Raw genomic sequence first — 23,400 nt, 5'->3', positions numbered from 1 at the left:
AAAACGACATAACTGTTAAAAACAGGTAGCAACTTTACGATTACCAAAAATTAAATCAAACCCTCTGTCAAAAAAATTATTAAACAAAATGCCGATTTGTCCGATAATTCTGTTTTGGACAATTTTTTGAAGCTAGGAATTCGTAGATTTATCAAAAATTTCGAGAATTTTAAATATGAAAAAAGCGTTAATAATCGTAGATGTGCAGAATGATTTTTGTGAAGGCGGAGCTTTGGCAGTTCCGGGAGCAAATGAAGTAATTCCTTACATCAATGCTCTGATGGAAGAAAACGAATACGATCAGATTGTACTTACTCAGGATTGGCATCCTGCAGATCATAAAAGTTTTGCCAGCAATAATGGCAGAAAAGTAGGCGAAAGCATTATTTTAAATGGGGTTCCGCAGTTTATGTGGCCCGATCACTGTATTCAGGGAACTTTCGGGGCAGAATTCCATAAAGATCTTAACAGAGAGAAAGTAACCCACATCGTACAAAAGGGTAAAAATGTAGAAATCGACAGCTACAGCGGTTTTCAGGACAATAATCATTTCATGAAGACAGGTCTGGACGATTTTTTAAAATATCACGACATCCAGTTGGTGGAAATCGTAGGTCTTGCTATGGATTACTGCGTAAAATATACCTGTACCGATGCTGTAGCCAATGGTTATGTAACCTGTCTTCACTTCAACGGAACACGTGCCGTAAATGTAAAGCCGGATAACGGAAGAGATGCCATTTATGATATGATTCAGAAAGGGGTTACGGTTTTGGGGTAGTTTTTAAACACAGATTTCACTAATTTTCTCACAAATGACACAATTTAATATTTGTGATATTCGTGTAAATCCATTTGTGGCATTCATGTTAAAGCAAAAAAAGACGCTGAAAAAAAATTCAACGTCTTTTTATTTTAGCTTAAAATTTACTTCAAAATTAAAGCATTTTAAGATTATTCACTTCCTGTTCTGTAAGGATTCTCCAGTGTCCTCTTTTGATGTTTTTCTTCGTTAATCCGGCAAACATTACTCGGTCTAAGGCTTCCACTTCATATCCTAATCTCTGGAAAATTCTTCTGATAACACGGTTCCACCCGATGTGAATTTCGATTCCTACTTCATTTTTCGGTTTTCCTTCGATGAACGAAATCTGATCTACCTCAGCAACTCCTTCATCAAGACGGATTCCCTCTGCAATGAGTTTCATATCTTCGTGAGTAAGCTTTTTATCCAGTGTAACGTGATAGATCTTTTTTGCATCAAAAGACGGGTGCGTTAATTTCTTCGTCATGTGACCGTCATTCGTTAAAAGAATAACTCCGGTTGTAGAACGGTCTAATCTTCCTACCGGAAAAACTCTGTACGGAGAAGCGTTCGCTACAAGATCCATTACTGTTTTTCTGGCTTTGTCGTCTTTTGTGGTAGAAATATACCCTTTCGGTTTGTTAAGAAGAACATAAACCGGCTTTTCAGGTGTAATATTCTGTCCGTCGAAAACCACTTTATCCGTTTTCTGAACCTGATATCCCATTTCTGTTACCACTTTTCCGTTTACTTCCACCAGACCTTGCGTAATCAGCTCATCGGCTTCTCTCCTGCTGCAGATTCCGGAATTGGCGATGTATTTATTCAGACGGATGGTGTCTTTATGTACATCCTTCTCAATTTTAGACAGTCTTCTTTTCTGTACAAAAGATTTATTTTTATCCTCTCTGTTTTCTGTTCCGGGTCTTCTTCCGTATTTCAGGCTGCCTCTTTCGTATTTATCTCTTGTATCAAAAGTATTGGGTCTGCTTCCGCCTCTTTTCGGGGCAGATTTTCCAAAAGATTTTTTCTCTTCACCCGAATTGGTGATAAAAGGCTGCTGTTCCGTTTTTCCGAATTTCTTATCCATTCTGTCCTGATAACTGGTACCGGTACTTCTTCTGGAGTCTGAATTTCTTTCGCCTGCTTTAGGGAAAGATTTTTTAAAAGGTTTTGATTCTGAAGAATTTCCAGATCTGGAAGCACGAGAATTATCAGAATTTTTCTTGGTTGAAATTCTTGGTCTCTTTGGTCGTTCTGAATTATTATTATCTCTGCTCATTCTAAAAATTTCTGCAAAGATAGTATATTTAATAACGAGTTAAAAATTAAGAATCATAACTTTGCAATATAGTTTTACATTTAACCCTACAGAAAATCTGAAAATGATAACAATATTAAACGATAATTTTTCTCAATTAAACGACTTCTTACACGAAAAATCTTTCAGCAAAATCTTTATTCTGGTTGATGAAAATACGCATGAATATTGTCTTCCTATCCTTTTGGGAAATATGGAAACGGATCTTGGCTTTGAAATTCTGGAGATTGAAGCCGGTGAAGAAATGAAGAATATACAGACGGCGAACCAGCTTTGGGAAATTCTCACAGAAATGCAGGCAGACCGAAAAGCTCTTGTCATTAATCTTGGCGGCGGCGTTATTACGGACATGGGCGGTTTTGTAGCATCTACTTATAAAAGAGGAATACAGTTTATTAATATTCCGACGACGCTTTTATCGATGTGTGATGCTTCTATCGGGGGAAAAACAGGGATCGATCTGATGCATTATAAAAATATGGTGGGAACTTTTACTTTTCCTGAGAAAATCTTTGTCTATCCTAAATTTCTTGAAACTCTTCCCTTCAAAGAATTAAGAAGCGGATTTGCCGAAATGCTGAAACACGGATTAATTGCCGATAAATCTCACTGGGAAAATCTCACCCAAATTAATAAACTGGATATTGAAGGCATAATTCCCCATATTCAGACGTCGATGGATATTAAACAGAATGTTGTTCAGGAAGATTTTCACGAGAAAAACATCAGAAAAACACTGAATTTTGGTCATACGATCGGTCATGCCGTTGAAAGTTTATGTTTAAGCCAGGGAAATCCTATTCTTCACGGCGAAGCTGTGGCGATGGGAATGATTACGGAAGCGCATCTTGCTTATCTTGAAGGTTTAATTGCTGAAGAAGACACTACGATTATTATCGAAAGTATTCAAAAATACTATCCTTACCTTGATATCAGCGATTTTAAAGACGAAGCTATTTTTGATCTTTTGCTGAATGATAAAAAGAATACGGACAGCAAGATCAATTTCTCGTTGATTACCGGAATCGGGGCGTGTAATTTCGATCATCAGTGCAGCCTGAAAAACATCACGGCTTCTTTAGATTTTTACAGAAAACTGAATGATGTTTCTCTTTAATTTCTGAAAATTCTGATAAAAATCTAACTTATTTTCAGCATAATTCAGAATTTAGATTATTTCTAAACAAATGTTTAATTGAAAAATTAAATTTCTGAAAATCAAAATATTAAAATAAAATCCGTTTGTTTTTACAGGCGGATTTTTCTATGACATTTATCATAATCTGTTTTTTGGCAAGCAATTTGAAAGATACTCTCCGTCAAACGAAAAAATTGACAGTAGTAAAATTTAAAATTAGAAATAGTAAAAATTAAAAAATTAAAGTTATGAAAAAGTTAATTTTAGGAGTAGCACTTACAGCTGGTTCATTAGCATTCGCTCAGACCACGGGTTCATCTTCAAGCCCGGTAAGATTTGGTATCAAAGGTGGGATGAACGTAGCTTCTCTTTCTAAAGATGCAAGTCTTGAAGATCAAAAATCTAAAATCGGATTTAACGCAGGTGTTTTTGCAAACATTCCTTTAGCAAGTTCATTCAGTGTTCAGCCGGAGGTTTTATATTCTCAGTACGGAGCTAAAGTAAAAAGCACTGACGAATTTACTGCATTAGGTACAACAACTAGAAACGTTGAGTCTTTTTCAACTCACTTAGATTACATCGCTGTACCGGTAATGTTCCAGTATAACTTTGTTCCAAACTTTTACGTTGAAGCAGGTCCTGAATTCGGATTCCTGGTAAGCGCAAAAAATAAAGGAGACAGAACTACAACTGTAACCAATGCTTCAGGAACAACAACTTCTTCTGCAAGCTATACAGATGATATCAATAAAGACAACCTGAACACATTTAACTTCGGTATTGGTTTAGGAGCAGGATATTATTTCACAGATAACTTAGGTATTACTGCAAGATACGTTGCGGGTGTTACAGACGTTGCTAAAGACAGACCAAGCGGTTCTGATGCAACAAGAAACAACACATTCCAGGTTGGTTTAGCTTACAAATTCTAAGAAGCTGATTTACTAAAACAATTTTGATTTCAATACATAAAAAGGTCAGGTTTCGTCATGAAGCCTGACCTTTTGATTGGATAATAAAGTACCATTCAATACATAATAATTCACTCTAAAAATTGTGAATTATTAACATTTCAGAATCCAAAAATCCTTTATTTGGCAAGCATTTTGTAAAATAACTGTTACCTGAATGAAAATTTCAGGAAACAAAAAAGTAGTAAAATTTAAATGTAAAATTATGAAAAAGTTATTTCTAGCAATGGCAGTAACAGGAGGAGTATTTGTGTTTGCACAGGAAGTAAAAACAACAGCTACCCCACCGATGAAAATGAAGGAGCCTGTAAGATTTGGTATTAAAGGAGCGGCAACCGCTTCCCAATTCAGCGAACAGGAACTTACAGCCAAAAACCAGAAAATAGGATTTAATGCAGGTGTTTTCGTAAATGTACCATTATCTGAAAAGTTTGCATTACAGCCGGAAGTTTTATACAACCAGATGGGTGCAAAAAGTGTACTTTCCGATTCGGAAGTTACCACAGGAACTACAACGGTAAGAACAAAGCAGGATTACAGTACTACGCTGAACTACATTTCCGTACCGGTAATGCTTCAGATGAAACCTACCGATAATTTTTATGTAGAAGCAGGTCCGGAAGTAAGTTATTTTGTAGACGGTAAAAACAAAGGTGAACAGACTATTGCCACAACCACTGCGGGAACAACCACTACACAGACTTTATCAGCTTCAGAAAGCATTAACAAAGACGATATTAAAAAGTTCAATTTAGGTTTTGGAGTCGGTCTGGGATATTATTTCACCCGTAATCTGGGCATTAATGCGAGATATGTAAACAGTCTTACCCACATTTACAACAATTCTGATGCAGTAACCGATGCTCAGAAAAATGTAAACACAAACAGATCATTTCAGTTAGGGCTGAACTATAAGTTTTAAATAAAAAACAATTTTTGATTTCATAACAAAGATCAGGTTTCATCATGAGGCCTGATCTTTTTCTTTTTATTAAATTTGCAGCACTTTAATAATAAACATTCATAAAAATTAATAGACTATGAAAAAGATTTTTCTAGGACTTGCGATTACAGCAGGTACATTATCATTCGCACAGGAAAAAGCAGCAGCTTCAGCTTCACCGGTAAAATTCGGAGTAAAAGCGGGACTTAACGTATCTTCTATTAACGATAACGATTCTAAGGCAAAAGCAGGATTCTACGGAGGTTTCTTTGCAAACATTCCTGTAGCAAGTTCTTTCAGCGTACAGCCGGAAGTTTTGTATAACGGAATGGGTGCTAAAGACAAAACCTATTCTTCTGTAAAGCTTAATCTGGATTATATTTCAGTTCCTGTAATGGTTCAGTACAACGTTCTTCCGGATTTATATGTTGAAGCTGGTCCTCAATTCAGTTTTGCAATCAGCCAAAAATTAAAAGGTGACGGAGGTTCTGTAGATGTAGATCAGGCTTTCAAAGGTTTTGATCTTGGTTTAGGTCTTGGAGCAGGTTATTATTTTGAGCAGAAATTCGGAATTACGGCAAGATATGTTGCAGGACTTACGGATATCGCAGAAAACAATACAGGTGACGCAGTAAGAAACGGCGTTTTCCAGTTTGGTGTAGCGTATAAATTCTAAGCAACTTAAACACAATAAAAAATGTCAGACTTAAATTTTTAAGTCTGACATTTTCTTTTTTATGGAAATATTTTAATTGAATAATTCTACTTCCTCTCCTTTTCCTACAGGATATTCTTCCGTGAAACACCCGAAACAGTGATTGGCAGAGCCTAAAATTTCTTTCAGATTTTCAACGCTTAAGAATTCAAGAGAATCTACTCCTAAGTAATCTCTAAGTTCTTCCGTAGACATATTGGCAGAGATCAGATCGTCTTTCGACGGCGTATCGATTCCCAGATAACAAGGAGCGATAATCGGCGGAGAAACGCTTCTGAAATGAATTTCCTTCACGCCTGCATCTTTAAGAATTTTAACGAGTCTTTTTGAAGTGGTTCCACGTACAATGGAATCATCAATAATCACGACTCTTTTATCTTTAATCTCGGAAATAATCGGATTCAGTTTCAGGTTCACTACTCTTTCTCTCATTTCCTGAGTCGGTACAATGAAACTTCTTCCGATGTATCTGTTTTTAATTAAAACCGGACGGAAAGGAATTCCCGAAGCCTTGGAAAAACCAATGGCAGCCGGAACTCCGGAATCCGGAACTCCAATTACAACATCTGCTTCCACAGGAGCCTGATGCCAGATTTTTTCTCCGGATTTTTCCCTGATTTCGTACACATTAATATTTTCTAAAGTAGAATCGGGTCTTGCAAAATAAATATATTCAAAAGAACATATTCTCTGCTTTCCTTTTTCTTCATCTACCATGTAAGAATGAAGTTTTCCGGGTTCGTTTTCATTGGTATAAATAATTTCTCCCGGTAAAATATCACGCACATACTGCGCTCCTACTGCATCTAAAGCCACAGATTCTGAAGCAACAACGTAAGAATTTTCATTGATTGCTCCCAAAACCAAAGGACGGATTCCGTTGAAATCACGGAATGCGAAGAATTTATTTCTCGTCATCCCGACAACCGAATAAGCACCTTCAATTTTCTCCATGGTTGCTTTAATGGCTCCGCGAAGTCCCAGATCAAGGTTTTTCTGAATCAATCTTAAAATAACCTCAGAATCGGACGTTGCTCTGAACACAACTCCTTCCGCTTCCAGTTCTGTTTTCAGTTCTTTGGCATTGGTTAAGTTACCGTTATGTGCAATCGAAAGGATAATCTGGTCGTATTCGTTTTTCGCGAAAAACGGCTGAAAATTATATTTCTTTTTATCTCCCGCAGTCGTGTAACGCGTGTGTCCGATCGCAGAATTTCCCATAAAAGTTTCAGGATCGTTGATCTCTTTATAAACATCCAAAACCAGACCTTCATCTTTCATATTGGTAATTTTTCCGTTTTTAAGAACAGAAATACCACAAGCTTCCTGACCTCTGTGCTGCAATGCAAAAAGACCGAACTGTGAAAGAGAAAACGTATCCAGATCATTATCAGAATACATTCCGAAGATTCCGCACTCCTCGTTTGGAGCGTCTAATCTTTCTTCTTCCTGTGTTCTGAAGAGATTTCTTCCGTAGGTTTGGGTTTCAAATTGTTTTAAATATTCACTTTTATGAATGTCTAAACTTTTCATTTCTATTTTTTCTAAATTTTGATGGCGGAAGCCGGGAGCTCGAAGTCTGAAATTCACAACAAAACCATTGCGTATTCAGATAAACTTCCGGCATCCAACTTCTGGCTTATGCCTGATAATTATTTAGCAAGTACCGTTTTCAGTCTGTTATAGATCTCAACGTAAGCTTCGGTAACTTCACCAAGATCTCTTCTGAATCTGTCTTTATCCAGCTTCTTCATCGTATCTTTGTCCCAAAGTCTGCACGTATCCGGAGAAATTTCGTCTGCAAGGATAATTTCACCGTCTGCCGTTTTTCCTAATTCAATTTTGAAATCTACTAAGATGATGTTCATTTTATCGAAAAGATCGATTAAGATTTCATTGATGTCTGAAGTTAATTCATACATTTCATCAAGCTCCTCATACGTTGCAGCTCCTAAGAATACTGCGTGGTGATCGTTAATTAGCGGATCTCCCAATTCGTCTTTTTTGTAGCAGATATCGAAGATGGTAACCGGAGATTTAATTCCTTCTTCCACTCCCAGTCTCTGAGCCATGCTTCCTGCCGAATAGTTTCTTACCACCATTTCCAAAGGAATGATGGATACTTTTCTTACCAACTGCTCTCTTTCGTTCAGTTGTTTAATGAAATGAGTCTTAATCCCTTTTTCATTCAGATATTCAAAAATAAGAGTCGTGATCGCGTTGTTCATTTCTCCTTTAAGATCTACAGATCCTCTTTTCTGAGCATTGAATGCAGTAGCATCGTCTTTGAAACGCACCACTACTTCATTAGGATTATCGGTTGCAAAAACCTGTTTTGCTTTCCCTTCGTACAACATTTCTTTCTTTTCCATTTTCTAAAATTACTTTTTATTAGATTTATATTACTTAATTAAAATTCCTGTTAAAACTGCCATTCCAAAGCTCAGAAGCGTTCCGATGAGAACGTATTCGGTTAATTTCCTCTGTTTTGCCTGAGCAAGATCACTGAATCTGAAAACAGATTTTGCAGCGACCATAAAACCTACGCCTTCCCAATGATTAACCACAATAAAGGTGAAAACCAATAAACGTTCTAAAATCCCGATATATTTTCCGGCGCTCGATAAAGATTCGGTTTGTATGTTATTCTGAGTTTCGGGAACCGGAGTCCACGAAGACAATAATATCTTGATAAAAATGGAAGCCGGTGTCGTTAAAAACAAAGCTGCCATGATGATTTTTAAAATTTCCTGATTTTTTAAAAAGTCAAGATTAAATTCATTGAAATAAAAGGAAACTCCTGCAATCACGGCAATATGCAAAGCCTGATCGATAAAGAACCATGATTTTTTAGATTTTGCGGTCTGAAAACTCAGTTTTGCAGCATCAATAATGAAATGGGAGAATCCCACCAAAACGGCGACCCACCAAAGTTGAGTATTCCAGAGGAAAATAAAACTCAGAATGGTGTGGATGAGAACATGAAGGTACAAATATCTGCTTTTCAGCTTTTTGCTTTCCTTCTCTGCAACCCATGAATTTGGCTGAAGAATAAAGTCTCCAAATAAATGCGCCAATATGAGCTGAATAAAAACCATGCTTACAGTTCGGATATTTTTTTTCTGAAATATTGATTGGTTTCCACGATCAGTTCATAATTTGCACGCTTCAGTCTCTGGCTTACAGAAGATTGTGAGATGGCAAACTTTTTCGCAAGATCTTCCTGCGTGATGTCTTTATTCATAATCATCTCATGAATAATTTCTGCATTGGCAACCGTCCAGGAATCAAAATCCTTAGAAGACCATTTCAGCAGAATATTAAGGTCCCGGTCTACGGAATCGTTGGATGTTTTAATGGAAACGGTATGTCCGTCATTTTTCAGATCGTTCAGAAGTCTTCCGGAATGCACATAAGCCGTTCCGTTGGATTCGGTGATTTTTTCAGATGAAAAATTTTCTTCACCAATACCAATGGCAATTCTTACGTCTAAATTTTCCTGACTTTTTATAAGGGATTTTATGGCGAGAAAACGCCAGAATACTTCATCTATCTTACATTTGAACTGAAATTCGTCTCCCCTGTAGATTTCCCATGTACCGGGAGCGCTTCCCCAATGTTCGAGAAGATTTTTAAGCTTGGTGATCCAAACCTCTGTTTCCGCGTGCTGCGAATTTATAATATCTCCGGTAATGACCGCTATCATTCTGCAAATATAAGCATTATTACTTATAAATAAAAAATATAAGCAGAAACACTTATAGATAATGATTATTAGTGAATCTGCTTATATCTATACCTTATAATTGACTGCATTTTTGAATCTGTAACAGTAAATTTAAGAAATTGACCAGCAAAAAAGTAAAAACATACTGAAAATGTGTACAGAAATAAGATTTCAAAGAATAAAAATAATTTTACTAAAAAGATTATTTTAAATCAAAAAGTAACTTTTGTGTTCTGTTGTCATGATTTTATTCAAAAAAAATAAATTTGCCTCCGATAAAAGTGAAGAACTAAAAAAAATATTTCGAATATATTGTTTCAAACCGAATTTCGGATTATTATTAGATTAATTTGAAGTAATTTAAATTTTTAACTTAATTATTTAAATATTTAATAACATATTCCAATTAGAAATATCATAGAAATAAAATAAAACGTATTTTAGTAATGTTATCAGAATGTATTTAAAAAAAACACGAATGAAGTTTAACCTTTAAATGCAACTATCATGAAAACTAAAATGCTCTTAATGGCGCTTTGTTTTTCCTGCTTTGTATTTTCGCAAAGCCAGTATCAAACAGAGATAAGCAGCCAATCTAATGACGCTGAAGTACTGGCAAACAATACTGTAAGCTTTGACAGTTCGGATCTTGAACTATCCGGAAAAGACGGTACCAATCTACAGGAAACATTTCTTTATTTTAACGATATTACACTCCCGTCTGATGCGGTTGTAAATAATGTTTATCTGATTTTTTACGGCGATGAAGTAAGTACGAATTCTACAACATTGAAAATTACCGGAGAAATAGGCAGCTCACTTCCCTATCCTGCTTCAACAACTTCCTCTACTGGTCTGAATTTAAAATCCCGAAATTATTCCTCCAATTTTGTTGAATGGATTACGAATGGATGTCAGGTTAATCAGAAATATCAGTCGCCGGATCTTAAGAATATTTTCAGCGAAATGTTCCCGGGAACAGTTAACAGTGCAAATATCTCTTTTCGAATTAAAGGAAATGCACAGGGAGATTTTACAGTAAAATCTTTTTCGGGAGGTATAGGTTACAGACCGAAGCTCGTTATACTTTATACAACCAATACCACTACCATTTCGGCAACAATTACATCCGGTACAAACGATGCGGAACAAATTCTTACAACCGGAAATGTAAATCTTGGAGAAGCCGCGCTGGAACTCGGCGGAAAATCGGGAACATCACCGCAGATTGCAGGTTTAAGATTTGAAAACATTCAGATTCCGCCTGCTGCAGAAATTACCAATGCCTACATAGAATTGTATTCTTACGGCACGAGTCCCAATAACGCCGAACTTACCTTCCGTACAGAACTGGGAAATTCTGCGGCTTACACAACGGCTGTAAATCATATTTCTGCACGAAACTACAGTTTGCGGAAAGTAAAATGGATCACTGTTCCATGGAGTGTTGCGAATGTAAAATACAAAACAGCAGATCTTAAAGAAATAATTGATGAAGCAAGGCTTAGCGGATGGCAATCCGGACAGCCAATTGCTTTTAAAATTGAAGGAAATGAAGGAAACGCAACCGTGTGGTCTAAAGAAGCAAGTTCAACTTACCAGCCCAGATTAGTCATAGAATATAAAAACAACGGTTCTGGTCCGGCAGTAGGCGCGATTCCTTTAGAGGAAACATTTAAAACCTATATTATTAAAAATGAAAATGATGCAGAACAAATACTTCCTACAGGAAATATGGATTTGGGAAGCGGAATTCTTGAACTTGGCGGAAAATACGGAACAACTCCGCAAACCACGGGTTTAAGGTTCGAAAACATCCAGATTCCTTCAGGCGCATATATCCAGGATGCTTATTTAGAATTTTATGCTTATGGCAACAATACAACAAATGCAAAAATTAAAATCTTTACAGAAAACACAAACTCTCAGATCTATACTTCGGCATTACAGGACATTACGAAAAGAGATTATTCAACAATTTTTATTGACTGGAATACAGGAACCTGGATTTCCAATACCAAATACCGCACTCCGAACTTAAGAAATATAATAGACGAGATCCGAATGAACGGATGGAGTTCCGGAAATTCACTTGCATTTAAAATAGAATCGGAGTCGGGAGGGGCTGCGGTGTACTCCAAAAACGGTTCTCTCTCTTATCAGCCTCGTCTTGTCATAGAATATCTTAACAACAATGCAGGACCAAAAATCGAAGGAATAGAAACAGATCCCGCCAACATGACGCAGCTTTACATCAATGAAATATCCTCCGAAGGAACATTGGTTCAGAGCGAAGACTGGATCGAACTTTACAACGCACACGATTATCCTGTATATTTCGCCAACCAGAACAGCGGTGTTTATCTTTCGGATAAAAACGGAAACAGAACTTTAAGCGAATTAAGAAACGTTTATATTCCGGCAAAAGGATATGGAATATTCATCGCAGACAGCGATCCCGCAAAAGGAAGCAATCATCTGAATTTCGGGCTCAGTTCTGATGGCGAAACCCTTTATCTGTCAAGAAAAGTAAATGGAAATCTTATCGAACAGGATGTTTTACCGTTCACCTCCATTCCTTTCAACCAGTCTTTGGGAAGAATATCAGACGGAAACGGAACATTCGTAAACTTTATAACACCCACCTACAAAGCATCTAATAATGGCGGAAAAAGACGGCTGGATCTCACTTTCAGTAAAGAGAGAGGTGTGTATTCAGAAGGTTTTGATCTTTCTGTTCCTGTACAGACAGGCACAACGGTTCGTTATACTTTAGACGGCAAAACTCCTTCTGCAACCATCGGAACAGTGTACACTGCTCCGATAGTAATCAACAAAACTTCTGTAGTGAAATTCTATGCTTATGATGCCAATGGAAATAATTCCGGAGTGGTTGCACATACGTATATTCTCAAAAACAACTATGCCAATGAAAATACTTCAGGCGGTTATAACCAATGGATATATAAATCCAATATTACAGCGGATGAATATGCACAGGCAATTGGCGAAGTGCCTGTTGTTTCTATTTCAATGAATTCTGAACCTACGGCAACATGGACGGAGGCTTCCGTAGAATATATAGATAATAATGTATACGCCGGAAGAAAAAATTTCTTCAGCAATTCTATGACGAAAAGATTCGGACAGGAAAGTTTAGGGTTTTATAATCCAAACATAAAATTTAAATTTAATTCTGATTCCGGAGTTAAAAAAGCAAAGTATCCGTTTTTCGACTCTTATCCTAATGATGCTTTTGAGGTTCCGGAAAAAATGCAGACCATTGAATTAAAACAAGGGCAGGATAACGCTTCCAGAAATGTTTTCAATTTAGGGTTTATGCGGTACAGTGAAAAAGTTTCTATGGAACTTCAGAAAGAAATGGGAAAATACGCCCTGAATACACGCTTCATCCATCTTTTCATTAATGGTAAATATCGTGGTTTAAAAACAATGCGCAATGATTTCAATACCAATAATCTTGAAGAAACTTTTGGGGATGATGATGATAACTACACAAAGGTGAATCTGCAGGATGGCTATTTTACCAACGGAATTGTAGAGACAGGAGATGGAAATCAGGCGATATGGGATAACATCAGAAATTTAGCTTCTGCCAAAAAATTTCAGGAGTTTAAAAAATTTGTAGATGTTGATGATCTTATCAAATTCCAGATTATGTTTATGTTTACCGATACCGAAAACGAAGCCGTTGCAATTACCCATAATGATCCGAACATCATGAAAGCCAAGTTCATGATTAACGATACAGACGGCTCTTTCTTCGGAGGAATTACTTACTCTTCGGCAGATACAGCCATGCCTGCAAGATCATTTGCCGGAGGCGGCGGCAATTATAAATATAAATGGATCCTTAATGAAAGCAAAAACGGTCCCGGAGGAATTTTCGGACAGTTTATGGGATCCAACACCAATGCTGCAACAGGGAATTTAGAATTTAAGACATTAGTAAAAGATGCCGTTCTGAAATACATCGGATCTGCCTCCGGAAATTTCGCAGGAGCTTCAGTAGCGCCATTATCCGTACTTCGGGTACAGCAGAAAATACAGTCTGTGATGATTGAGCTGGACAGGCTTTATAAATTAGACGCAGCATACATGGGATACACCTCAAATGTTTACAGCCAGTGGAAAAATATAGACGGACCAAGAATTATTGCACAGGTTCCGGAAAGGGTTTCGTTCAGTTTACAGAAATGGATGGAATATAATATGGCGCATACTCTTAACGCTGCCGATATTCCTACCGCCGGAATAATTAAAACAACCGAAACTATTAAAATGGTTAATCCCAATGCAAACACCCAGCTTTATTATACAACAAACGGAACAGATCCTATGGGAAATGACGGTACTATATCTTCCGCGGCATTATTGTACAATGGAGAATTTAATTTACCAACAGGAACTTATGCCGTCGTAACCCGTCCGTTCACCACCAGTAACTGGGGACCAAAATTCTCAAAAACGATAAAAATTGAAGAATTGAATGAAGGCAAATTCATGATTACAGGAATCAATTACAAACCGCAATCTAACAGTGATGCAGAATTTATTTTAATTTCAAATCCCGGAGGCTCAGAAATCGATGTTTCCGGATATACTATTTCCGATGCAGTTAGTTATACATTTCCACAAGGTTTCAAAATAGCACAAAACCAAACCATTATGCTTGCAAAAAATCCGGCTCTCATTTCTGGGTTTGATTTAATAAATAAATATCAATGGACAAGTGGAAGCCTTAGTAATTCAGGAGAACCGATTACCTTTAAAGATGCATCCGGAAATATTATGGATTATGTGTATTACGGAGTAAATTCTCCCTGGCCAACTCAGGCAAACGGTTTAGGTTCTTATCTTAAACTGATCTCTGAAGATATGGACAACAGTCTGCCGGAAAGCTGGAAGGATGATTCTCTTCTAAATCCTGCCTCCAGATTATACGCTCAGAAAGAAAATTCACAAAAGAAATCTCCCCATGACATTTCTGCTGAAAATTTAAAAGAGATTAAAGTTTATCCTAATCCAATGAAAGAAAAACTATTGGTAATCTTAAACGAAAAATCTACCATTTCTGTTTACAATATAGCCGGTCAAACCATCAAAACGCAGGTTTTAGAAGCAGGAACAAATACCATTAATGTTTCCGAGCTTTCTTCTGGCGGATATATAATTAGAATTCAGGGAGAAAAAGAAAACAAGACTTTTAAAATGATTAAAGAATAGAATTTTTGAAAATAACAAAAAAACAGCCTTCAGATTTTACCGAAGGCTGTTTTCTTTGCTTAAAACATTACATTATTTTTATTGAATATCCGTTAAACAACCTATTACTATGCACTGATATGAAAATCAATTATTTATAACAGGCACTTCGACAAGCTCAGTATGGCACCTCTAATACTAAACGCTTGATTTTTAGCGATGTCAAGCTGAGCCTGTCGAAGCTTTAGGTTAATAAACGGACAATCAATTATTTTTTTATAAACTGATAAATTTTATCATCAATTTTCAACAAATAGGTTCCTGTAGATAGATTTTGAACAGAAATGCCTTTTTTGTTCTTAAATGGATTTTGTTCAGTGTAAATCACTTTCCCTGAAAGATCTAAAATCTGTGCTGATTTTATATTTTCTGTTTTTCCACTTACAAAAACATGATCGTTTACAGGATTCGGGTAAATTTTAAATTCATTATTCTGAGCAAGAATCGCTTCCGCGGTTGCCAAGGTTCCTAAACTCTGACAGTAATTGCTTGCGTAAGAATCCCATTCCGAAATAGTAAATGTCGTGGTCGGCTGAGAAATATTGGATTTTCTGTATAAAGAAACATTCCCCAAAACCGAAGAATTATTTGTCCCCGAAACTCCAATCGCATCAACGGTTGAAGATTTATATCTCAGTTCAAGATACTGGCTTCCTGAATACGTCATCTGTGGAGCCGCCGTTACAAACTTTGCCTGATTGATCGTGTAGCAGGAGAAATTGGCATCCGGATTCAATACCACAAAAGTTTCGTTATTCTGAACAGTTCCTTCCAGTTCATAAGGATCTACAAAATAATAATTTGTTCCGCTGCTAAACTGAATGGACAATCTGTAATCGCTTAAATTTACAGGGTGTCCTGTTTTATTGGTGATTTCAATGCCTTTATTATTCGAAGTTCCTTCAAGATATTTTGTTACCATTAAATCTTTGGCATAAACATCTGAAGCTAAAGTGGTAACAGAAGCGGTATTACTGTCCGGAGAAAGCAAGTATCCGTTGTCATAAGCTTTCACCGTAAACGTATACGCTGTAGAAGGCGTAAGATGATCTGCCGTGAACGTTGAATTCTTTGTTGCGCCTACCAACGTTCCGTTCTGATAAATTTTATATCCGATTACATCTATACTCGTACTTGGAGTCCAGCTTAGTGTCGCAAAATAAGCACTGTTTTGCGCTACTGTTAAATTTGTGGGAGTTTGCGGCACCACTGCATCTGGAGTCTGTCCCCATATCGTATTTACCCACGAAGGATTATCAATAAAAGGATTCCTGTTTTTCTGTATCCCATAAACCGCATTGTTTCTGTCGATCTCCCTTTGAGAAACAGGATCTTGCTGATGCCACTGAAGCAGCATGGCGATATAAGCAGGATCAAAAGCCCTTTCTTCCGTTCCGTCCAAAGGATTGGTATCGGAAGCCGGATTGGCGTTATTATTAAAATTAAACGTTCCTAATTTGCCTTCATACCGTACTGCAAAGTACAGCAGACTTCTCGCAACATCTCCTTTAAATTCATTAATTGGCTCATACACTCTTCCGGTATAAGTAATTCCCGGAATCGCACAATTCCCTATTCTTGAACTGTTGGTAAACGTATAATAAATCGTAGAACCTACAATTCCGTAAGGATAATTGCTTCTCAACTGATTGATTCTTGCATCCGTAGGAACCACATAAAACAGATCGGAATACATCGGATAATTGCTGTAAAAAGTACTTTGCGGCATCATATGTTCACGGTTCCAGCCCTGTCCTTCCGCAGAAGCACTTCCGATAATATTTGCCGTTGTATATTCATAAGCATCCGGACCGGTAGGAATTTCAGAATACATATCAAGCAGAATCGTCGTATTGCTTGGTCCGTAATCGTAATATTTATCTAAATCTGTCTGATTATAATAATTGGTAAGATCACCATAATGCCAGTTTATATTTTTCGCCGAAATGATATCATGAAGCTTTGATTTTAAGGCGTAACCCGTCAAACCCGTCGTTCCGTCGTAATATCCTGCAGGAGCCTGAGCTGCGAAATACGATGAAATCAGAATAATAGGCAGTAGAATTTTTTTCATGCTTTAAAAATTGGGTGGCTAAAATAGTAAATTAATCTGCTTAAAGTTCGGAAAATTTTATTAAAATATCATTAATTTTAAGAATATAAAAAATTGAAAACTAGATTTTTGCAGTTACCGCCTTATGTCATAAATAATTTTTTTGGGCGTTACGGCAATTTAATTATCTTTGGGAACTAACTATTATCTATATAAATACAGATATCTATATGAATACAGAGACTATTGACAACATCAAAATGATAGCGGAAACGGCAAGAGAATTTGCTGAAAAGAATATCAGACCTAATATTATGGAGTGGGACGAAAGCCAGATTTTCCCTAAAGATTTATTTCATGAGTTAGGAGAAATGGGGTTCATGGGAATCGTTATTCCGGAACAGTACGGAGGTTCAGGTCTTGGTTATCATGAATATGTAACAATTCTGGACGAGATTTCTCAGGTAGACCCATCCATCGGTCTTTCTGTGGCAGCACACAATTCACTTTGTACCAACCACATCTACGAATTCGGAAACGAAGAGCAGAGAAACAAATGGCTTCCACAGTTGGCTTCCGGTAAAGTAATCGGAGCTTGGGGACTTACAGAACACAATACAGGTTCAGATTCAGGAGGAATGTCTACCACTGCAGTGAAGGATGGAGACGAATGGATCATTAACGGGGCAAAAAACTTCATTACCCACGCGATTTCAGGAGATATTGCTGTTGTAATGACGAGAACAGGAGAAAAAGGAGCTAAAAATAATTCTACCGCTTTCGTTTTAGAAAAAGGAATGCCCGGTTTTTCTTCCGGTAAAAAAGAAAACAAACTGGGAATGAGAGCTTCTGAAACCGCTGAATTAATCTTTGATAACGTTCGTGTACCGGATTCTCACAGATTAGGCGAAGTAGGTGAAGGTTTCAAACAGGCAATGAAAATCCTTGACGGAGGAAGAATTTCTATCGCCGCTTTAAGTTTAGGAACAGCAAGAGGAGCTTACAAAGCAGCTTTAAAGTATGCTAAAGAAAGACAGCAGTTCGGAAAATCTATTTCAGAATTTCAGGCAGTTAACTTCATGTTGGCGGATATGGCAACAGAAATTGATGCAGCAGAACTGTTGATCCAAAGAGCTTCAACGTTGAAAAACGCTAAGCAAAAAATGACAAAAGAAGGAGCAATGGCAAAATTATATGCTTCTGAAGCCTGCGTAAGAATTTCAAACAATGCAGTACAGATTTTCGGAGGATACGGATATACAAAAGATTTCCCGGTAGAAAAATTCTACAGAGATTCTAAACTTTGCACCATCGGAGAAGGAACTTCCGAGATCCAGAGACTGGTTATCGGCAGAGATATTACAAAATAAATTTTAACTAAATTATTTCAAAAACATCCACAAATGATTAAACAGGCATTATTAGGTGAATTTTTGCATGAAGCAGAAAATACCCGCAAACTTTTACAGGCCATTCCGGACAGTGCTTTGGATTATAAACCGTCTGAAATTAACTGGACAACAGCCGAACTGGCTTCGCACGTAGTCGAAGTTTATAATTGGTATGACGCGACATTCAATCAGGATGTATTCGATATGGGAACCTATCAATACGACAAAGGCGATATTTCCAAAGCAGAAAATATTGTTGCCAAATTTGAAGAAAATGTTGCGAAAGCTCAGAAAGCCATTGAAAGTTGGGATGAAAACACCATGACGAACGAATGGACAATGGAAATGGACGGAAATTCCATCTTCCCGCCAATGCCGAAGATTCAGGTTATCCGCTCGTTTCTGTACAATCATTTGTATCATCACCGCGGAGAACTGGTTGTGTATTTAAGATCTACAGGAAATAAAGTTCCGGGACTGTACGGACCGACTGCAGATGATCAGTTTTAAAAATTAGAATTATCCGATTAATAATTTAATAGCATCCGTATTTTGCGGGTGCTATTTTCTTTTTTTGAGAAATTCACCAAATATTGACATTTAATGTATCGCATAATTATTTAAACGAATTATCTAAATTTTTCTTAAAAAATTTTATTTTTCATAACATATTTTTTATTAGCTTTGATATTCCACAATCAAATAGAAAACTTGTATGAGAAAACAACTATTGGTGATTGGAATGCTTGCATCAGGTATTTCATTCGCTCAGACCGACCGATTTTGGTCTGAAACGTCAGGAAAATCAGCTACTGAAATTTTTGAAAACAAATTAACTATTAACAATCCGAAAATCTACAGTCTGGATATTAATGGTTTAAAAAATGCTCTTGCAAAAGCTCCCAAAAGACTAGCTGCAGGAGAAAAGTCTGAAATTATTATCTCTTTCCCGAATTCTGAGGGAAAAATGGAAAATTTCAAAGTAAGAGAAAACTCTAACTTCGATCCTCAACTGGCAGCAAAATATCCAGACATCAAATCGTATATCGGTGAAGGATTAGGAGACTCCGGTTCCACTGTTTATTTTAGCGTTTCGCCTCTGGGATTGTCATCCATGGAAATCTACGGAGATAAATCAGCGGTTTTCATCGAGCCTTATTCAAAAGATCTTTCAACCTATGTTGTTTATAAAAAATCTGATAAAAAAGACGATTTAAGCAAGTTCGAATGTACCGTAATCGACGTTGCGCAAAAAGGCGTTGCAAACACAACCAATCTGGTGGCAAGACCAAATGCCGATGATGCAAAACTGAGAACATTCAGGTTAGCACTTTCCTGTACCGGAGAATACGCAACGTATTTCGGAGGAACAAAAGCCAATGCTTTAGCGGCAATGAACAACACAATGACCCGCGTAAACGGTGTTTTTGAAAAGGATTTTGCAGCGAGAATGGTTTTAATCGCAAATAACGATTCAGTAATCTATACCAATGCTTCTACAGACCCTTATTCTCCTGCTTCCAGCTTAAGCAACTGGAACTCACAGCTTCAGTCTACATTAACTTCGGTTATTGGGGAAGCAAATTATGACGTCGGTCACTTATTCGGAGCTTCCGGAGGTGGCGGAAATGCAGGATGCATCGGCTGCGTTTGTACCAATGGCTCCAAAGGAAGCGGTTATACTTCTCCAGCAGATGCAATTCCTTCAGGAGATAATTTCGATATCGACTATGTAGCACACGAATTAGGACATCAATTCGGCGGAAATCACACCTTCTCTATGAATAACGAAGGAACGGGAGCCAATATGGAACCGGGTTCAGGATCAACAATCATGGGATATGCGGGAATTACTTCTCAGGATATTCAGCCGCATTCTGATGCTTTCTTCCATGCAATCAGCATTCAGCAGATTACCAATAATATCAAAGCTAAAACCTGCCCTACAAGCACAAGTACAGGAAATTCTATTCCTACGGCAAATGCAGGTTTAGATTATACCATTCCGAAAGGAACACCGTTTATGTTAACAGGATCAGGAACAGATGCAAACGGAGATTCTTTAACGTACATCTGGGAACAAATGGACAATGCATCCTCTTCACAAACCGGAGCAAGTTCTGCGGCAAGTGCTACAAAAGCAACCGGACCAACGTTCAGATCATGGACACCACAAACTACTCCGGTAAGATACTTCCCAAGAATGGCTTCAGTTCTGGCAGGAGCTACCACAACAGCAGGATCTGAGATTACTGTTGAAGCACTATCCAATGTAGCAAGAACGTACAATTTCAGATTTACAGTTCGCGACAACAGAGCCGGAGGTTCTGGAAATAACTCGGATGATGCAGTGATCACGGTAAACGGAACAGCAGGACCATTCAGTGTAAGCTCTCAAAATACCGCAACAACAGTTACAGGAGGAACTTCCCAAACCGTAACATGGAATGTGGCAGGAACAACAGCGAATGGTGTAAATGCAGCCAACGTAGATATTCTTTGGTCTACAGACGGAGGAAATACATGGACTACTCTATTGGCGGGAACTCCAAACGACGGAACACAGGCAGTAACGATCCCTAACGCTTCTACAACAACAGGAAGAATTATGGTAAAAGGTTCCAACCACATTTTCTTTGATGTGAACAATGCCAACATTACGGTAAATGCAGGTTCCGGAACTTCCGATACGACCGCTCCTACTGCTCCAACTCTTGCAGCTTCCGGAACAACTTCTACAAGTACCAATCTTTCATGGTCCGGAGCAACAGATAACGTAGGGGTTACAGGCTATGATGTTTATCAGGGCGCTTCATTAATAGGCTCTACCGCTTCTACTTCTTATACGGTATCCAGTTTATCTCCTTCTACTACATACAGCTTCACTGTTAGAGCTAAAGACGCAGCAGGAAATGCTTCAGTTTCCAGCAACACGGTTTCTGTAACCACTTTAGCAGGAACAGCGGTTTCTTACTGTTCTGCTTCAGCGAACAATACTGCAGATGAAAGAATAGGAAACGTAACGTTCGGAAGCATTAACAATACTTCAACAGGAACGGCAGGTTATGAAAACTTCACTTCAGTTTCTACGAATGTAACAAGAGGTTCTGCTTACTCACTTTCTATTACTCCGGTTTGGACATCAACCAAATATAATGAAGCTTATGCTGTTTATATTGATTATAACAGAGACGGAGATTTCGCAGACAGCGGAGAATTGGCTTGGTCTAAAACAGGATCTACAACAAGTCCGGTAACAGGATCTATCACGATTCCTTCAACAGCAACCGTAGGAACTACAAGAATGAGAGTAATGATGCAGTACAGCTCTGTACCTACATCTTCTTGTGGAACGTATACGTACGGTCAGGTAGAAGATTATACTTTAAATATTGTATCATCAGGAAGAGGAAATATTTTAGATACAAAAGATATGATTACAGATATCCGAGTGTATCCGAATCCTGCAAAAGATATTTTAAATATTTCAAATACAACGAACGAAGACTATAAAATCTTCGATATGGGTGGAAAACTAATCAATTCAGGAAAACTTGAAAGAGGCGCAGTAAATGTAAGCGGTCTTATTAAAGGTGCTTACATGATCCAGATTGGAGAAGTCTCTAAGAGATTCATTAAAAACTAATTGCTTCACTCAATTAAACTTTGAGGTAAAAGGCTGTCCGGAAACGGACAGTCTTTTTTTTGATTCCGCCAAATAAAAAACGTCCACTCCCTGCATAAATTCCAAATAGGATTAAGCTCTTAAAAATCATTTAATCACAAATCCCAAAAACATTTTCACCAAAACTCACCATCATTTAAAATCTGAAAGATTTATGAAAGAAAAAGCATGATCTATTTCTTGACTTTTGAGATTCTTCACTTCGCTTTTAATTGATGTTCTTAGATTTTCAGTCTATGTTCAGAATGATATCATTGCATAAAAAACCTAAGCACCGATTCTTAAAATCTAAAACCCAATTGTTATCTTTGCCTAAATAAAAAATATACATGGATAAAATTGATAGTCTGAACCAGGTAGCAGAATTCCACACCACCTTTAAAGCCCCTATTTTAGATACCCCTCAAATTCCTTCACCGGAAAGATGCAACCTGAGAGTTGAACTTCTTCAGGAAGAGCTGAACGAACTGAAACAGGCAATTGCAGACAATAATATCGTAGAAATTGCAGATGCTTTATGCGATTTGCAGTATGTTTTAAGCGGAGCAGTTCTGGAATTCGGACTTGGCAACAAATTTGTAGAGTTGTTCAACGAAGTTCAGCGTTCCAATATGTCGAAAGCCTGCGATAATGAAGAACAAGCACAGGAAACGGTAGAATTTTACAGAGCAAAAGACGTAGAATCATTTTATGAAAAATCCGGCGAGAAATTTAATGTATACAGACAGGCAGATCATAAAGTCCTGAAAAACAAATACTACTCTCCTGCCGATTTAAAGACAATTATTGAAAAATAGTATGAAAAAATTTATTACGAATTGTATGGCTGTTTCAGCTCTATTCATGGCAACTCAACAGCTTACTGCACAGAAAGTGGTTGTAGGACGTGAGGTTGAAACCACTGCCGACGGAAAAATGCTTTTGGGAAATCAGCTTAAAAGTAAATTTCTTGAAGCTCCGTATTCCGACTGGTATGTGAAAGAGCATGATGAATATGCTTTGGATCAGAAAGCCATCGGTGAACTTAAAAAAGGAAAGATCAACACGTATAACATTACCGTTTTCATGGGAACATGGTGCGAAGATTCTCACAGAGATTTTCCGAGGCTCATGAAAATCCTTGAAGAGGTAAAATATCCGGAAGGCAAACTTACCATTATTGCGGTAAACCGTAAAAAGGAATCTCCGAACGGCGAAGAAAGTCTTTTCAATATCCAGAAAGTTCCGACGATTATTGTTCAGAAATACGGAAAAGAATTAGGAAGAATTATCGAAATGCCTACATCAGGATACATCGAAAGAGATTTGGTAGAGATCCTGAAAAAAGATGACAGTTCTGTAATTAAAGAAATTTTTGGTAAATAA

Annotated in this window: 17 protein-coding genes; 11 read left to right on the top strand and 6 right to left on the bottom strand. The window is 37.4% G+C overall.

Translation table 11 applies throughout. The features are described 5' to 3' along the window. Positions 1–175: 175 nt before the first annotated feature. Positions 176–781, top strand: coding sequence for a bifunctional nicotinamidase/pyrazinamidase (gene pncA, locus QWT87_RS01835; RefSeq protein WP_256037891.1), 606 nt, complete (start codon positions 176–178; stop codon positions 779–781). Between the two features lie 157 nt (positions 782–938). Here the strand turns inward: pncA and QWT87_RS01830 are convergent, their stop codons facing one another. Beyond that, positions 939–2,087 (bottom strand): pseudouridine synthase, encoded by a 1,149-nt coding sequence (locus tag QWT87_RS01830; protein WP_302713089.1) that lies wholly within the window; start codon positions 2,085–2,087, stop codon positions 939–941. Between the two features lie 103 nt (positions 2,088–2,190). On the opposite strand from QWT87_RS01830, the gene aroB reads away from it, so the two are divergent. The 4 genes from aroB to QWT87_RS01810 all read left to right on the top strand — a co-directional run bounded on the left by aroB (position 2,191) and on the right by QWT87_RS01810 (position 5,854). Beyond that, complete coding sequence (gene aroB, locus QWT87_RS01825) at positions 2,191–3,243, top strand: 3-dehydroquinate synthase (protein ID WP_302713087.1); 1,053 nt, start codon at positions 2,191–2,193, stop codon at positions 3,241–3,243. A gap of 269 nt (positions 3,244–3,512) precedes the next feature. Then, positions 3,513–4,196, top strand: a complete 684-nt coding sequence (locus QWT87_RS01820; RefSeq protein ID WP_087710139.1) for a porin family protein — start codon at positions 3,513–3,515, stop codon at positions 4,194–4,196. A gap of 244 nt (positions 4,197–4,440) precedes the next feature. After that, on the top strand, positions 4,441–5,157 hold the full coding sequence (locus QWT87_RS01815) for a porin family protein (protein WP_302713084.1): 717 nt from the start codon (positions 4,441–4,443) through the stop codon (positions 5,155–5,157). A gap of 118 nt (positions 5,158–5,275) precedes the next feature. Then, positions 5,276–5,854 (top strand): porin family protein, encoded by a 579-nt coding sequence (locus QWT87_RS01810; RefSeq protein ID WP_302713082.1) that lies wholly within the window; start codon positions 5,276–5,278, stop codon positions 5,852–5,854. Positions 5,855–5,926: 72 nt separating this feature from the next. On the opposite strand, the gene purF is transcribed toward QWT87_RS01810, so the two are convergent. From purF to QWT87_RS01790, 4 genes are all read right to left on the bottom strand, one after another. Next, positions 5,927–7,426: an amidophosphoribosyltransferase gene (gene purF, locus QWT87_RS01805; RefSeq protein ID WP_116547843.1), complete on the bottom strand. Its 1,500-nt coding sequence runs from the start codon at positions 7,424–7,426 to the stop codon at positions 5,927–5,929. Between the two features lie 119 nt (positions 7,427–7,545). Then, entirely contained in the window at positions 7,546–8,265 is a 720-nt protein-coding gene (gene purC / locus QWT87_RS01800; protein WP_076390242.1) for a phosphoribosylaminoimidazolesuccinocarboxamide synthase, read from the bottom strand. A 30-nt stretch (positions 8,266–8,295) separates the two neighbouring features. Further along, positions 8,296–8,991 (bottom strand): DUF3307 domain-containing protein, encoded by a 696-nt coding sequence (locus QWT87_RS01795; protein ID WP_302713078.1) that lies wholly within the window; start codon positions 8,989–8,991, stop codon positions 8,296–8,298. Between the two features lie 2 nt (positions 8,992–8,993). Then, complete coding sequence (locus QWT87_RS01790) at positions 8,994–9,599, bottom strand: SatD family protein (protein ID WP_076390244.1); 606 nt, start codon at positions 9,597–9,599, stop codon at positions 8,994–8,996. 528 nt (positions 9,600–10,127) lie between these two features. Between QWT87_RS01790 and QWT87_RS01785 the strand changes: the two genes are divergently transcribed. After that, on the top strand, positions 10,128–14,867 hold the full coding sequence (locus tag QWT87_RS01785; RefSeq protein WP_302713074.1) for a lamin tail domain-containing protein: 4,740 nt from the start codon (positions 10,128–10,130) through the stop codon (positions 14,865–14,867). Between the two features lie 247 nt (positions 14,868–15,114). Here the strand turns inward: QWT87_RS01785 and QWT87_RS01780 are convergent, their stop codons facing one another. After that, positions 15,115–16,980, bottom strand: coding sequence for an endonuclease (locus QWT87_RS01780; RefSeq protein WP_302713072.1), 1,866 nt, complete (start codon positions 16,978–16,980; stop codon positions 15,115–15,117). A 209-nt stretch (positions 16,981–17,189) separates the two neighbouring features. Here QWT87_RS01780 and QWT87_RS01775 point away from each other — a divergent pair, with 209 nt between their 5' ends. The 5 genes from QWT87_RS01775 (at position 17,190) to QWT87_RS01755 (ending at position 23,400) form a co-directional block, all read left to right on the top strand. Continuing rightward, positions 17,190–18,329 (top strand): acyl-CoA dehydrogenase family protein, encoded by a 1,140-nt coding sequence (locus QWT87_RS01775; protein ID WP_302713070.1) that lies wholly within the window; start codon positions 17,190–17,192, stop codon positions 18,327–18,329. 33 nt (positions 18,330–18,362) lie between these two features. Then, on the top strand, positions 18,363–18,860 hold the full coding sequence (locus tag QWT87_RS01770) for a DinB family protein (RefSeq protein WP_302713068.1): 498 nt from the start codon (positions 18,363–18,365) through the stop codon (positions 18,858–18,860). Between the two features lie 205 nt (positions 18,861–19,065). After that, a complete protein-coding gene (locus QWT87_RS01765) occupies positions 19,066–21,996 on the top strand; it encodes a zinc-dependent metalloprotease (protein ID WP_302713066.1) in 2,931 nt (976 codons plus the stop codon). A 368-nt stretch (positions 21,997–22,364) separates the two neighbouring features. Further along, positions 22,365–22,832 (top strand): nucleoside triphosphate pyrophosphohydrolase family protein, encoded by a 468-nt coding sequence (locus tag QWT87_RS01760; RefSeq protein WP_302713064.1) that lies wholly within the window; start codon positions 22,365–22,367, stop codon positions 22,830–22,832. A 1-nt stretch (position 22,833) separates the two neighbouring features. Further along, positions 22,834–23,400 (top strand): TlpA family protein disulfide reductase, encoded by a 567-nt coding sequence (locus tag QWT87_RS01755; RefSeq protein ID WP_108409591.1) that lies wholly within the window; start codon positions 22,834–22,836, stop codon positions 23,398–23,400.

Origin of the sequence: Chryseobacterium urinae, from assembly GCF_030518295.1 — a bacterium.
Classification (GTDB): domain Bacteria; phylum Bacteroidota; class Bacteroidia; order Flavobacteriales; family Weeksellaceae; genus Chryseobacterium; species Chryseobacterium mucoviscidosis.
This window is presented reverse-complemented; position numbering and strand designations above follow the sequence as displayed.